Source organism: Bacillus sp. JS, assembly GCF_000259365.1.
GTDB classification, from domain to species: domain Bacteria; phylum Bacillota; class Bacilli; order Bacillales; family Bacillaceae; genus Bacillus; species Bacillus stercoris.
On sequence record NC_017743.1, the window covers coordinates 3,571,160 to 3,584,301 of the forward strand.

Consider the following 13,142-nt stretch of genomic DNA (forward strand, 5'->3'; position numbering starts at 1 on the left):
TTTATTCTGTTGATCATGAGTTTTCCAATCATTTACTTGTATTTTTTTCAATGTCACCGAAACATTTTACCTGTTGCAGCGTCCAATATAAGGTGATTCAGCACATCATCGTTATCAATTTTCAAAAACAAGAAATTATAAATATAGGAATATTTATCGAAAAATGTCTTTCGAAGAGTTGCCCCCTGGCAAAATGAATGGTACGCTTCAAATATTAAAGAAACGTGAGGTATTGATATATGGAAGAACGATCACAGCGCAGAAAGAAAAAGAGAAAACTGAGAAAATGGGTGAAAGTCGTTGTCGGTTTAATGGCTTTCTTAGTCATTGCGGCAGGCTCTGTCGGCGCCTATGCTTTTGTAAAGCTGAACAATGCTTCTAAAGAAGCGCACGTCAGCCTAGCACGCGGAGAACAATCAGTAAAACGGATTAAAGAATTTGATCCTGGTAAGGATTCTTTTTCTGTATTGCTCTTAGGGATTGATGCCAGAGAGAAAAACGGCGAGACCGTCGATCAGGCAAGAAGTGACGCGAATGTGCTGGTTACATTTAATCGGAAAGAAAAAACAGCTAAAATGCTGAGCATCCCGCGTGACGCCTATGTCAACATCCCCGGCCACGGGTATGATAAATTCACACATGCTCACGCCTACGGCGGCGTTGATCTGACTGTGAAAACAGTTGAAGAGATGCTGGATATTCCCGTGGATTATGTCGTAGAAAGCAATTTCACGGCTTTTGAAGACGTCGTAAACGAGTTAAATGGCGTCAAAGTAACAGTAAAAAGCGATAAGGTCATTCAGCAAATCAAAAAAGATACAAAAGGTAAAGTCGTTCTTCAAAAAGGAACACATACGCTTGATGGGGAAGAAGCGCTCGCTTACGTAAGAACACGTAAAGCGGACAGTGACCTTTTACGCGGGCAAAGGCAAATGGAAGTGCTGAGCGCTATTATAGATAAATCAAAATCATTGAGCTCAATACCAGCTTATGATGATATTGTCGATACGATGGGGCAAAATTTGAAAATGAACTTATCTCTTAAAGATGCTATCGGCCTGTTCCCGTTCATCACTTCATTGAAATCAGTTGAGTCTATTCAGCTGACGGGTTATGATTACGAACCTGCCGGCGTTTATTATTTCAAATTGGATCAGCAAAAGCTGCAGGAAGTTAAAAAAGAGCTGCAAAATGATTTAGGTGTATAATGAACGGGATGGCGATTACGCCATCCCGTTTTACATATTTCCTTGTTGAAAATTTTCAAAGTAACGTTTAGCCTTGGTTTATATGGATTATGTTTCGCAGACAAGCTGAACATACTACACGAAGCAGCTTCATTTTTAAGGAGGTTCCCCCTACATATGAAATGTATTGCGATTGATTTAGATGGAACATTGTTGAATAAAGAAAGCGTCATTTCTGCGGAAAACAGAGCGGCGATCAAGCGGGCCGTCGATGCCGGCATCCTCGTCACCATTTGCACGGGAAGAGCAACATTTGATGTAAAAGCGCTGCTGGATGACTTGGACATCCCTATCATTGCGGCTAATGGCGGCACCATCCACGACACGGGTTACCGTTTGATCAGCCGGACATTAATGGATCAGGAAGCCGGCAAAGCGATTGCTGATTACTTACTGTCAAAAAACATTTACTTTGAGGTATATACAGATGACCATCTGCTTTCTCCTTTTGACGGCGAAGCTAAGCTGCACGCGGAGCTAGACATTCTAAAGAGCGCAAATCCAAACGAGCAGACAGATGAATTGTGGCAAGGAGCCATGACTCAATTCAAGCAGTTTGGCATTAAACCAATCCCTCATATCGAATCTGTTTTTGAGGGCGGTGAAAACATTTATAAGCTTCTTTGCTTCTCCTTTGATATGGACAAGCTGAAACAAGCGAAGGAAGAGTTGAAGCATCATAAAAAACTGGCGCAAACCTCTTCCGGAAAACATATTATCGAAATCCTGCCGGCCTCTTCAGGAAAAGGACGCGCGTTAACAAAGCTGGCTGACATATACGGAATTGAAACACAGGATATCTATGCGATCGGCGACAGTCCGAACGATTTGTCCATGTTTGAAGTCGCCGGACACCGTATCGCCATGGAAAATGCGATTGATGAATTAAAAGAAAAAAGCACCTTTGTCACAAAAAGCAATGACGAAAATGGTGTGGCCTACTTTATAGACCAGCTGCTTTCCGGCCAATATGCATAAAGAAAAGACTCCAGAGATTCTGGAGTCTTTGTCTTTTATTGCACCCGTATACTTCCTGCGTATTTATCCTTCCAATACGTGCTCGTATTCATATTGGTGATGGTCACGCCGTTTGATAATGTGACATGAACAACTTGTCCGTTTCCGATATAGATGGCGGGATTTAAGCTTGTTGATTGGAAGAACACAATGTCTCCCGGCTTCAGGTCCGCCTTCTCAATCTTAGTGCCGGCTGTGTACTGGCTTGTTGCGTATCGAGGCAGGGAAATACCGGCTGTTTTCTCGTATACATACTGGACAAATCCAGCTGTATCAAATCCTGTCTCTGGAGACACTCCGCCCTGTTTGTAAGGTACTTCTCCGACATAAAGCGTAGCTTCGGATACAATCGGATTTTCTTTCGGGATTGTCAAGTTGTCAAATCGGCGAATGCCCGTCATCTTCGATTTCCAGTAATCCTCTGATAAATAGGAAATGGTCACTTTTTCTGATCGGCTTGCCTGGATAAACCTGCCCGCGCCCGCATAAATGCCTGCATGTGAAATTCCTGTTTTATACGTGTTGCTGAAATAGACGACATCACCGGGCTTGATGTTCTGAGGGGCTACCTTCTCGCCCACTGCCCACTGCTGTTCGGCTGATCGCGGCAGATAAATGCCGAGTGCCTGTTGAAACACATATTGCACAAGCCCCGAGCAATCAAAGCCCTCTGACGGTGTGCTGCCGCCAAACACATATGGAATGCCGATATATTTTTCAGCCTCCTGAACGACAGGAACATCAGCCGTTGCCGGATCGGCAGCGATTTGTCTCGCCCCGATATAAGACCCGCTCCAATAGCTGCTTTTTTTGTAATTGGTGATGATAACCCCTTTTGACTGTGTACTGTGAATCATTTGGCCGTCTCCGATATAGAGAGCGTTGTGTGTCGGAACAGTGCCGCTGCTTCCCTCTTTCTTGAAAAACAAAATATCACCCGGCTTCAGGTCTTCCGGTTTTACAGCTGTTCCGATTTTATACTGGTCGTTTACAGATCTCGGCAGATGAATATCAGCCTTACTGAAAACATACTGTATAAATCCTGAAGGGTCGAAGCCCTCTTTCGGCGATTCACCGCCGTATTTATACTGATAACCAAGCAGGCTTTTTGCTTCGCTGATGATCAATTCAGATGATGTATCAGCCTCCGCAATCTCCGCTTTTGTCATAATGGGAACCAAAAAACAAATGATAACCGCCACAAGCAAAAACTTCTTCCAGTTTGCCAGTGAGTTCACTTTTCGTATCTCCTCCTCTTTTTGCAGTTTTAACATCGGTATTTTTTTGAATATGTTAAGCAACATTTTGAAATTTTTACAGAATGAATATGCTGGGTAAATAAAAAGAGAGTGTCTCATCAGACACTCTCTTCTTTGAATTATTTATTGGTGCTTGCCGTTTCTTCCTGCTGTTGGATTTTATGCATCTCCGTATCAATCTTCTGTTTTTCCTGATCTGTCAGCTGATCATTGAATTTAAAAGCTGACATAAACATGAACACGATGGCTACGGCAACAAACGGCCAGATGGCTTTGACAAATTTCATCTTTATCACTCCGATTATTTAGATTTTAGTTTGTCACTATGATCAACATCAAACGTCAGTTTTCCGTCTTCTACTTTCCAAGCGAAATTAGAGTCTTTCGTCAGTTCGCGAATAATTGTTTTCTGTTTAAGGCTGTCTTTTTTCACAGGTGCAGGTGTCGCTTCATGGATATCGATCGGTGTCACTTCAAAGCGGCCTGTTCCATTTTTCTTCAGGTGATACTGAACAAGTGCACTGTCTCTCGTTCTCGTCCAGCCCTGGTCAAAGACAAAGTTTCCGAGGCTGTAGAAAATAACAGTTCCGTTATATACTTCAATCGGCTCTAAGACGTGCGGGTGATGGCCGACGATGATGTCAGCTCCCGCATCGGACATGGCTCTTGCAAGCTGGCGCTGGCGGTCGTTTGGATCATTGTCATACTCTTGGCCCCAGTGTGACTGCACAACCACGATGTCCGCATATTTTTTCGCTTCTGAAATCATAGGGATGAAGATTTCAGGATCTGCGGGAAGCACGCCAGGTGTATTCTTTTTAGCTGAGAAGCCTTTCCCGGACACATCGGTAAAGCCAAGCGTCGCAATCGTTATCCCATTGACTTTCTGGTACGAAATTTTCTTTTTCGCATCACTTAAGCTGTACCCCGCTCCAACGATATCAAGGTTTTGCTTCGCAAATTCTCCAAGTGTATCTTTCATCCCCTGAACGCCGTAATCCATGGCGTGGTTGTTTGCGCTGTTAAGAACCGTGAAATTCATATCCTTCAATACTTTCACCGATTCCTTATTCGTCTGCAGATGAATCTCTTTATCTGCTTGTTTATAATTCTTTTGATAGGTTACCGGGTTTTCAAAGTTTCCTGCTACATAATCCGAGGATTTAAAGATCGGTTCAACATATTGAAAAATACTGTCTGCCCCTTTTTGCTCCGTTACTTTTTCAACATAGCGGCCCATCATAATATCGCCGACAAATGAGGCAGAGAGTACGTCGTCAGAATATGTTTTGACCTTCGGTGTTTCTGCTTTTCCCGCCCACATGAAAGCGAACATGAGGACAAAAACGATCGGAATGGCAATAAATACGTGCTTATTGGTTTTCTTTTTTTGCTGTTTTGTCAGCTTTAGCAGCTTTTCATGAAAGCTCAGTTCTTTTTTCATCGTTTGACACACCTTACATTAAATTAAGTAGTAAACAAACATGATAGCAAAGGTCGCTCCGCTCAATAGCAGCGTGCTTCCGAACGTAATCGTTAAACCTTGTTTCTGAATGGTATTGGCAATTAAACCTGGCACGATGATGCCGATTCCTCGAAATTCTGCAATTTCAAATGGTACAATCGGGTATAGAAAATCAAATGCGATTTTCAGTACGATCCCTGTTATCAGCATGGCAGCGAATTTTCTGCGTCCGTACAAAATCATAAATTTGGATAAACCGTATTTCACAATGACATACGTGAGCAAGCTCACTAGCAAAACAAGTAAAATAAAGACCGGCTGATTAAACACAAGTCCTAAATATCCCGGTACAACCAGTCCTGCCGGCACGATCCCTGTTTTTTCCGCGAAAATTAAACTAAGTAGTACACCTAAAATAAGTGCGATGTATAAATCTGATCCGAACATGTCTGCATTTCCCCCTAGCTTACGAGCTGCTTAACCTTGTATTCGTGGATTTTTTCAATTAAAGGCTCTGCGGCACCATGAATATTGCCGACGCCATATATGACACGATTGTGCATTCTTTTCTTTAACAATTCCATAATTTCATCTGTTGACTTATACTCTAGATCATGCAGTTTGTCTGCAGGAATTTTGCCTTCTTCATAGGCTTTTACGATCGGTTCTGTTGTTTCACCGATTAAGATCAGTTCACTTGCTTCAATATAAGGCAATACGTCATTTGCGAATTGCTGTGTCCGATCGACACGGTCTGCGCGGCAGTTCATGATGATGATCGGATCATCGGTCGGGTAACCGATTTCTTTTACACGTTTCCATATATTCAAAGTAGAAGAAGCGTCGTTTGCGGCAAACCCATTAACAAAGTGCCCAGGCTCGCTCGGACTGATCAACGGAAGAATTCTCATTGCTCCCGGATCTGGCGGCGCATTCAGCATTCCCTTAAATGCTGTTTCTTCATCAATGCCGAGTGCTTGAGCCACACCCAAGGCCAGAGAAGCGTTATCAGGGAATACCATGTATTCAAATTTACGTAAATATTCATCTGTAATTTTTGAGTTATCAGCAATGATGACTTTTGTGTTTCGTTCTTTTGCTTTTTGTTTAAAGAACTCGGTATATTCACTATCTGTAATGACAAGATGGCCATTATAAGGAATAGTAGCGGTAAACGCTTCCGCAATTTCATTCAGCGTCGGCCCCATGACATCCATATGATCCTCTAAAACGTTAACAATGACGCCGATATTGGCCTGCAGAAGTTCTTCCTGAAAGATGATTTGATAATCCGGGTTAACAGCCATGCACTCACTGACAATCGCGTTAGCCCCTCTTTCTACAGTTTCTCTCATGACTTCTTTTTGCTCTCCGATATTCGGCCCCTGTGGTTTCCGTTTAATCGGCTTTTCCTCCGGTGTGTCCCAGTAAATCATTCTTGCATCTGTACCTGTTGTTTTTCCAACAGTCTTGTAACCGGCTTCTATTAATATTCCGGTTGTCAGCCTTGTCACAGTCGATTTTCCTCGGATGCCGTTAATATTCACCCGAACAGGGAGGGCATCAATGTTTTTCTGATGTCGTCGTTTTTCTAATATTCCGATGACCAGTATGACAGCACAGGCTATAATGAGTAACCACATTGCTTTTCGACATCTCCTTCTATATTGTTGTAAATTCATTCATCAGTATATAGAATCACTATGAATTCTCAATCGGCATTATGTAACATAATCTCCCCTCATCGACTAAGCCAAAATTCTCTTTTGAAAGAGATTTTATACCTACAAACTGTTTTCTATTTTTGGTAAACAGCAGGACTTATACCTTATCTCTTTTTTTAAAAATCAAAAGGAATGCGCTTTCATTTTTCTTCTGATATCCTTCTGTACGTATAGTCACAGCCTGCTGTTTAAATTTAATATGCATTTCAAATCAATCTTTTTTTCAGCCTGTATTATCAAACTTCTCCCGCTCTCATGCATGTTTCCGGTTCTTATGAACACAAAATAGTTTGATCCTGTTTCTTAAGGATAAGGTCATAATGTCATCCTTTCTGCATGGAATAAGCAATATGAGGCCCATTCCAAAATGACTAAGGAGTTCCAAGATGAAAACGCTAAATTTACGAGTCCGAATTCTCTAACATAATTAAACATTTTCTGGGCTGATAGTCTTTCCTGTTTCTTTTCATTTACAGGTCTAAACGCATGACATTGAAACAATTTTAATAAAACTTAATATTTGTTCAAGAAATCTTCATCCATATTTGTGAAGACTTTGTCAAAAAAAGAGTGAAAACCTTAAATTTTTCAATTATATATACAATTTACAAATAGATTTCTTTTGATATTTTTATTGCCAACTTCGGATCACCCATGATAATCTATCTATGTAAACGGTTACATAAACGAGGAGGAGCTGTTTTGGCTACAATTAAAGATGTCGCCGGAGCGGCGGGCGTTTCAGTTGCGACGGTTTCCCGCGTCCTGAATGATAACGGCTATGTACACGAAGAAACGCGAACCCGTGTCATAGCGGCGATGGAGAAGCTGAACTATTACCCGAATGAAGTCGCCAGATCTTTATATAAAAGAGAATCCCGGCTGATCGGACTTTTGCTCCCGGATATCACAAACCCTTTCTTCCCCCAGCTTGCCCGCGGTGCGGAGGATGAATTGAACCAGGAGGGCTATCGCCTTATTTTCGGCAACAGTGACGAGGAATTGAAAAAGGAACTTGAGTACCTTCAAACATTTAAGCAAAACCATGTTGCAGGCATTATTGCCGCAACGAATTACCCGGATCTTGAGGAATACAGCGGCATGAATTATCCGGTCGTTTTTCTGGACAGAACTCTTGAAGGGGCCCCTTCTGTGTCCAGTGATGGCTTTACAGGAGGAAAGTTAGCCGCCAAAGCTATCATTAACGGAAAAAGCCGGCGCATTACGCTCTTGAGAGGCCCCGCTCACCTGCCGACCGCTCAGGACCGCTTTAACGGCGCTTTGGAAATCTTACAGCAGGCTGAAGTTGATTTTCAGGTGATTGAGACGGCTTCGTTTTCTATTCAAGATGCACAATCAATGGCGGAGAAGCTGTTTGCCGCTTATCCAGCGACAGACGGTGTGATCGCGAGTAACGATATTCAAGCCGCTGCAGTTTTACATGAAGCATTGCGGCGCGGAAAAAAAGTGCCGGAGGACATTCAAATTATCGGCTATGATGATATTCCGCAAAGCGAGCTGCTGTTCCCGCCACTGTCTACAATTAAACAGCCATCATATGATATGGGGAAAGAAGCAGCCAGACTGCTTTTGCGTATCATCAAAAAACAGCCGCTGGCAGAAACGGCCATTCAAATGCCTGTCACCTATATAGGAAGAAAGACGACAAGAAAGGAAGATGATGATGCGTAATATTTGTGTGATTGGAAGTTGTTCTATGGATTTAGTGGTCACCTCAGACAAACGCCCAAAAGCCGGTGAAACGGTTCTTGGCACGTCGTTTCAAACTGTGCCGGGCGGCAAAGGAGCAAATCAGGCGGTTGCCGCAGCAAGACTTGGGGCTCAAGTATTTATGGTCGGGAAGGTTGGAGACGATCATTATGGAACAGCTATTTTGAATAACTTAAAAGCAAACGGTGTTCGCATTGACTATATGGAACCGGTTACACACAAAGAAAGCGGAACCGCCCACATTGTGCTTGCTGAAGGTGATAACAGCATTGTCGTTGTCAAAGGCGCGAACGATGACATCACTCCAGCGTATGCGATACATGCGCTTGAACAGATTGAAAAGGTCGATATGGTCCTGATTCAGCAGGAAATCCCAGAGGAAACCGTTGATGAGGTGTGCAAATACTGCCATTCCCACGATATCCCGATCATGCTAAACCCGGCACCGGCCCGCCCGCTGAAGCAGGAAACAATTGATCACGCCACCTATCTCACGCCGAATGAACACGAGGCTTCGCTCTTATTCCCTGAGCTTACCATTTCTGAAGCCCTGGCGCTTTATCCGGCAAAACTCTTTATTACAGAAGGAAAACAAGGCGTCCGCTATTCAGCTGGCAGCAAAGAGGTGCTCATCCCGTCCTTCCCTGTTGAGCCCGTGGATACAACCGGAGCTGGTGATACGTTTAATGCAGCGTTTGCCGTGGCTCTGGCTGAAGGAAAAGACATTGAAGCTGCATTGCGGTTTGCCAATCGTGCTGCTTCCCTTTCTGTCTGTTCCTTCGGTGCCCAAGGCGGCATGCCGACAAGAAATGAAGTAGAGGAGCTGCTGTCATGAAAAAACACGGTATACTAAACAGCCATCTTGCCAAGCTTTTAGCTGACCTTGGCCACACTGATAAAGTTGTCATTGCAGATGCCGGATTGCCGGTCCCTGACGGCGTTTTGAAAATTGATCTTTCATTAAAGCCGGGTCTCCCGGCTTTCCAAGATACAGCGGCAGTGCTCGCTGACGAGATGGTCGTCGAAAAAGTCATTGCCGCAGCTGAAATAAAAACATCTAATCAAGAGAATGCGAGATTTCTAGAAAATCTTTTCTCTAAACAAAAGATTGAATACCTTTCGCACGAGGAGTTTAAGCTGCTGACAAAAGAAGCAAAAGCCATCATAAGAACGGGTGAATTTACACCATATGCCAACTGCATCCTGCAGGCGGGTGTGCTTTTCTAGAAAGGAGGAGAAAACATGCAGATTGAAATGAAAGACATTCATAAAGCATTTGGAAAAAACCAGGTGCTATCAGGCGTTTCCTTTCAGCTCTTACCTGGCGAGGTTCACGCGTTAATGGGAGAAAACGGCGCTGGCAAGTCCACGCTTATGAACATTCTGACAGGCCTGCACAAATCGGATCAAGGCCAAATCAGCATAAACGGAAATGAAACGTATTTTTCCAATCCAAAAGAAGCGGAACAGCATGGGATAGCCTTTATCCATCAGGAATTGAATATCTGGCCGGAAATGACTGTTCTGGAGAATCTATTTATCGGTAAGGAGATATCCTCCAAGCTGGGCGTTTTACAAACAAGAAAAATGAAAGCGCTAGCAAAAGAGCAATTTGATAAACTCTCTGTCTCTCTTTCTCTCGATCAAGAAGCTGGTGAATGTTCTGTTGGACAGCAGCAAATGATTGAAATCGCAAAAGCGCTTATGACAAATGCCGAAGTGATCATTATGGATGAGCCGACCGCTGCTTTGACCGAACGAGAAATCAGCAAGCTCTTTGAGGTCATTACAGCATTAAAAAAGAACGGCGTCTCCATTGTCTATATTTCTCATCGCATGGAAGAAATTTTTGCGATTTGCGACAGAATTACCATCATGCGTGACGGAAAAACGGTGGATACAACAAACATCTCAGAAACTGATTTTGATGACGTCGTCAAAAAAATGGTCGGACGGGAGCTGACTGAACGATATCCAAAACGCACTCCTTCTCTCGGTGACAAAGTATTCGAGGTGAAAAATGCCTCCGTAAAAGGGCGTTTTGAAGATGTCAGCTTTTATGTTCGTTCCGGTGAGATCGTCGGTGTATCAGGATTAATGGGAGCCGGCCGGACAGAAATGATGAGAGCGCTGTTCGGCGTTGACAGGCTGGACACGGGCGAGATATGGATCGCTGGGAAAAAGACAGCTATTAAGAACCCGCAGGAAGCGGTGAAAAAAGGACTCGGCTTTATTACAGAGAACCGCAAGGATGAAGGGCTTCTGCTCGACACCTCGATTCGCGAGAATATTGCCCTGCCCAATCTGTCCAGCTTTTCACCAAAGGGTCTCATTGATCACAAGCGGGAGGCTGAATTTGTCGATCTGTTAATCAAACGCCTGACTATCAAAACAGCATCACCGGAAACGCACGCACGCCATTTGTCAGGTGGAAACCAGCAAAAAGTGGTGATAGCCAAGTGGATCGGCATCGGACCGAAAGTGCTTATCTTGGATGAGCCAACCAGAGGTGTGGATGTTGGAGCCAAACGAGAGATTTATACGCTGATGAATGAGCTGACCGAACGCGGCGTCGCTATCATCATGGTGTCATCAGAGCTGCCGGAAATTCTCGGAATGAGCGATCGGATTATCGTGATCCATGAAGGCAGAATCAGCGGAGAAATCGATGCGCGAGAAGCAACACAAGAACGAATTATGACACTTGCCACGGGAGGGCGGTAATATGAAAACGGAACAACTGCAAACAGAACACAAACGGATTCACTTCGACGGAGTCATGCAAAAACTCGGCCCGTTTCTTGGTTTATTTATTCTCGTAATCATTGTATCTATTTTAAATCCCAGCTTTCTTGAACCGCTGAATATTTTAAACCTGCTTCGCCAGGTCGCCATTAACGGATTAATCGCGTTCGGCATGACGTTTGTGATTTTGACAGGCGGCATTGATCTTTCTGTCGGCGCTATTCTTGCTCTGTCCAGCGCTTTAGTTGCGGGAATGATTGTATCCGGTGTTGATCCGGTTCTCGCGATCATCCTTGGCTGTATCATTGGTGCCATGCTCGGCATGATCAACGGATTATTGATCACAAAAGGAAAAATGGCGCCCTTTATCGCCACACTTGCGACTATGACTGTGTTTCGCGGACTGACGCTTGTGTATACTGACGGAAATCCAATTACCGGACTTGGCACAAACTACGCTTTTCAGATGTTCGGACGCGGTTACTTTTTAGGCATTCCTGTACCGGCCATTACGATGGTTCTTGCCTTTGTCATCCTTTGGGTGCTTCTTCATAAAACACCATTTGGACGCCGAACATACGCTATCGGCGGCAACGAAAAAGCCGCGCTCATTTCAGGCATAAAAGTGACACGCGTGAAAGTGATGATCTATTCTTTAGCCGGACTTTTATCCGCTCTTGCAGGTGCCATATTGACTTCCCGCCTGCATTCAGCCCAGCCGACTGCCGGGGAATCGTACGAACTTGATGCTATCGCGGCAGTCGTCTTAGGCGGGACAAGTCTTTCCGGCGGCCGCGGACGCATTGTCGGCACGTTAATCGGGGTGCTGATCATCGGCACACTTAATAACGGGCTTAATCTGCTTGGCGTCTCATCATTTTATCAGCTGGTTGTCAAAGGGATTGTCATCTTAATTGCGGTTTTGTTAGACCGCAAGAAGTCAGCATAGGAGGGTTTTCACATGAAAAAGGCTGTATCCGTCATTTTAACGTTATCATTATTTTTGTTAACCGCCTGTTCGCTTGAGCCTCCCCAATGGGCAAAGCCGTCAAACTCGGGGAACAAAAAGGAATTCACCATCGGCTTGTCCGTCTCAACGCTTAATAATCCTTTTTTTGTCTCATTAAAAAAGGGCATTGAAAAAGAAGCTAAAAAACGGGGAATGAAAGTGATCATTGTGGATGCACAAAATGATTCATCGAAACAGACAAGTGACGTGGAAGATTTAATTCAGCAAGGCGTTGATGCATTATTAATCAACCCGACTGATTCTTCGGCGATCTCAACGGCAGTAGAATCTGCAAACGCAGTCGGTGTGCCCGTCGTTACAATCGATCGATCCGCCGAACAAGGAAAAGTTGAAACTCTCGTTGCTTCCGATAATATAAAAGGCGGTGAAATGGCCGCGGCGTTTATTGCCGACAAACTTGGAAAAGGAGCAAAGGTAGCAGAGCTAGAAGGCGTGCCTGGCGCCTCTGCCACACGGGAACGCGGCTCCGGATTCCATCACATCGCAGACAAAAAGCTCAATGTCGTCACAAAACAATCAGCTGACTTTGACCGCACCAAAGGCCTGACAGTCATGGAAAATCTGTTGCAGGGCCATCCTGATATCCAAGCTGTTTTTGCTCACAATGATGAAATGGCGCTCGGTGCCCTCGAGGCAATTAACAGTTCGGGGAAAGACATATTGGTGATCGGTTTTGACGGCAATAAAGATGCGCTCGCTTCCATTAAAGACGGGAAGCTATCAGCCACCGTCGCTCAGCAGCCTGAATTAATCGGTAAACTGGCTACAGAAGCAGCAGATGACATTTTGCACGGAAAAAAAGTAAAAAAATCAATATCCGCGCCTCTCAAACTAGAAACACAAAAATAATAGTCAAGGATCAGATTTTTATCTGATCCTTTTTCATGTTTAGAAACCTGCGATAACGTGAATAGGGATATAGAG

At 44.1% G+C, this 13,142-nt stretch carries 13 protein-coding genes; 8 read left to right on the forward strand and 5 right to left on the reverse strand.

All coding sequences use genetic code 11. The annotated features are described in order from the left end of the window. Positions 1-239 precede the first annotated feature (239 nt). Positions 240-1,208, forward strand: a complete 969-nt coding sequence (tagT, locus tag MY9_RS18075) for a polyisoprenyl-teichoic acid--peptidoglycan teichoic acid transferase TagT (protein WP_014665604.1) — start codon at positions 240-242, stop codon at positions 1,206-1,208. A 156-nt stretch (positions 1,209-1,364) separates the two neighbouring features. Further along, positions 1,365-2,225: a 5-amino-6-(5-phospho-D-ribitylamino)uracil phosphatase YwtE gene (ywtE, locus tag MY9_RS18080; protein ID WP_014665605.1), complete on the forward strand. Its 861-nt coding sequence runs from the start codon at positions 1,365-1,367 to the stop codon at positions 2,223-2,225. Between the two features lie 35 nt (positions 2,226-2,260). On the opposite strand, the gene pgdS is transcribed toward ywtE, so the two are convergent. The 5 genes from pgdS to pgsB all read right to left on the reverse strand — a co-directional run bounded on the left by pgdS (position 2,261) and on the right by pgsB (position 6,631). After that, positions 2,261-3,502: a gamma-DL-glutamyl hydrolase gene (pgdS, locus tag MY9_RS18085; protein WP_041521537.1), complete on the reverse strand. Its 1,242-nt coding sequence runs from the start codon at positions 3,500-3,502 to the stop codon at positions 2,261-2,263. A 140-nt stretch (positions 3,503-3,642) separates the two neighbouring features. Continuing rightward, positions 3,643-3,810 carry an extrachromosomal elements maintenance protein EdmS gene (edmS, locus tag MY9_RS18090; protein WP_014665607.1) on the reverse strand — a complete coding sequence of 56 codons (168 nt, stop codon included), beginning with the start codon at positions 3,808-3,810 and terminating at the stop codon, positions 3,643-3,645. A 14-nt stretch (positions 3,811-3,824) separates the two neighbouring features. Then, complete coding sequence (gene pgsA / locus MY9_RS18095; protein WP_014665608.1) at positions 3,825-4,967, reverse strand: capsular polyglutamate synthetase PgsA; 1,143 nt, start codon at positions 4,965-4,967, stop codon at positions 3,825-3,827. Between the two features lie 18 nt (positions 4,968-4,985). Beyond that, the gene (pgsC, locus tag MY9_RS18100) at positions 4,986-5,435 is read right to left on the reverse strand and encodes a poly-gamma-glutamate biosynthesis protein PgsC (RefSeq protein WP_003227889.1); all 450 of its coding nucleotides are present in this window, start codon (positions 5,433-5,435) and stop codon (positions 4,986-4,988) included. Between the two features lie 14 nt (positions 5,436-5,449). Continuing rightward, a complete protein-coding gene (gene pgsB / locus MY9_RS18105; protein WP_014665609.1) occupies positions 5,450-6,631 on the reverse strand; it encodes a poly-gamma-glutamate synthase PgsB in 1,182 nt (393 codons plus the stop codon). A 783-nt stretch (positions 6,632-7,414) separates the two neighbouring features. On the opposite strand from pgsB, the gene MY9_RS18110 reads away from it, so the two are divergent. The 6 genes from MY9_RS18110 to rbsB are packed head-to-tail and all read left to right on the forward strand — an operon-like array spanning position 7,415 to position 13,067. Next, positions 7,415-8,404: a LacI family DNA-binding transcriptional regulator gene (locus tag MY9_RS18110; protein WP_014665611.1), complete on the forward strand. Its 990-nt coding sequence runs from the start codon at positions 7,415-7,417 to the stop codon at positions 8,402-8,404. Continuing rightward, positions 8,397-9,278 (forward strand): ribokinase, encoded by an 882-nt coding sequence (rbsK, locus tag MY9_RS18115; RefSeq protein WP_041521433.1) that lies wholly within the window; start codon positions 8,397-8,399, stop codon positions 9,276-9,278. Before MY9_RS18110 ends, rbsK begins: the two co-directional genes overlap by 8 nt. Then, on the forward strand, positions 9,275-9,670 hold the full coding sequence (gene rbsD, locus MY9_RS18120) for a D-ribose pyranase (protein ID WP_014665613.1): 396 nt from the start codon (positions 9,275-9,277) through the stop codon (positions 9,668-9,670). Before rbsK ends, rbsD begins: the two co-directional genes overlap by 4 nt. A 15-nt stretch (positions 9,671-9,685) precedes the next feature. Further along, a complete protein-coding gene (rbsA, locus tag MY9_RS18125) occupies positions 9,686-11,167 on the forward strand; it encodes a ribose ABC transporter ATP-binding protein RbsA (protein ID WP_014665614.1) in 1,482 nt (493 codons plus the stop codon). 1 nt (position 11,168) lies between these two features. Continuing rightward, positions 11,169-12,137, forward strand: a complete 969-nt coding sequence (gene rbsC / locus MY9_RS18130) for a ribose ABC transporter permease RbsC (protein ID WP_014665615.1) — start codon at positions 11,169-11,171, stop codon at positions 12,135-12,137. 12 nt (positions 12,138-12,149) lie between these two features. Then, complete coding sequence (gene rbsB / locus MY9_RS18135; RefSeq protein WP_014665616.1) at positions 12,150-13,067, forward strand: ribose ABC transporter substrate-binding protein RbsB; 918 nt, start codon at positions 12,150-12,152, stop codon at positions 13,065-13,067. The last annotated feature ends 75 nt before the right edge of the window (positions 13,068-13,142 follow it).

What these genes read in the sequence shown, in the direction of transcription:
- tagT (WP_014665604.1), top strand. Translation starts at nt 240, where the DNA reads ATGGAAGAACGATCACAGCGCAGAAAGAAAAAGAGAAAACTGAGAAAA.
- ywtE (WP_014665605.1), top strand. Translation starts at nt 1,365, where the DNA reads ATGAAATGTATTGCGATTGATTTAGATGGAACATTGTTGAATAAAGAA.
- edmS (WP_014665607.1), bottom strand. Translation starts at nt 3,810, where the DNA reads ATGAAATTTGTCAAAGCCATCTGGCCGTTTGTTGCCGTAGCCATCGTG.
- pgsA (WP_014665608.1), bottom strand. Translation starts at nt 4,967, where the DNA reads ATGAAAAAAGAACTGAGCTTTCATGAAAAGCTGCTAAAGCTGACAAAA.
- pgsC (WP_003227889.1), bottom strand. Translation starts at nt 5,435, where the DNA reads ATGTTCGGATCAGATTTATACATCGCACTTATTTTAGGTGTACTACTT.
- pgsB (WP_014665609.1), bottom strand. Translation starts at nt 6,631, where the DNA reads ATGTGGTTACTCATTATAGCCTGTGCTGTCATACTGGTCATCGGAATA.
- rbsK (WP_041521433.1), top strand. Translation starts at nt 8,397, where the DNA reads ATGCGTAATATTTGTGTGATTGGAAGTTGTTCTATGGATTTAGTGGTC.
- rbsD (WP_014665613.1), top strand. Translation starts at nt 9,275, where the DNA reads ATGAAAAAACACGGTATACTAAACAGCCATCTTGCCAAGCTTTTAGCT.
- rbsA (WP_014665614.1), top strand. Translation starts at nt 9,686, where the DNA reads ATGCAGATTGAAATGAAAGACATTCATAAAGCATTTGGAAAAAACCAG.
- rbsC (WP_014665615.1), top strand. Translation starts at nt 11,169, where the DNA reads ATGAAAACGGAACAACTGCAAACAGAACACAAACGGATTCACTTCGAC.
- rbsB (WP_014665616.1), top strand. Translation starts at nt 12,150, where the DNA reads ATGAAAAAGGCTGTATCCGTCATTTTAACGTTATCATTATTTTTGTTA.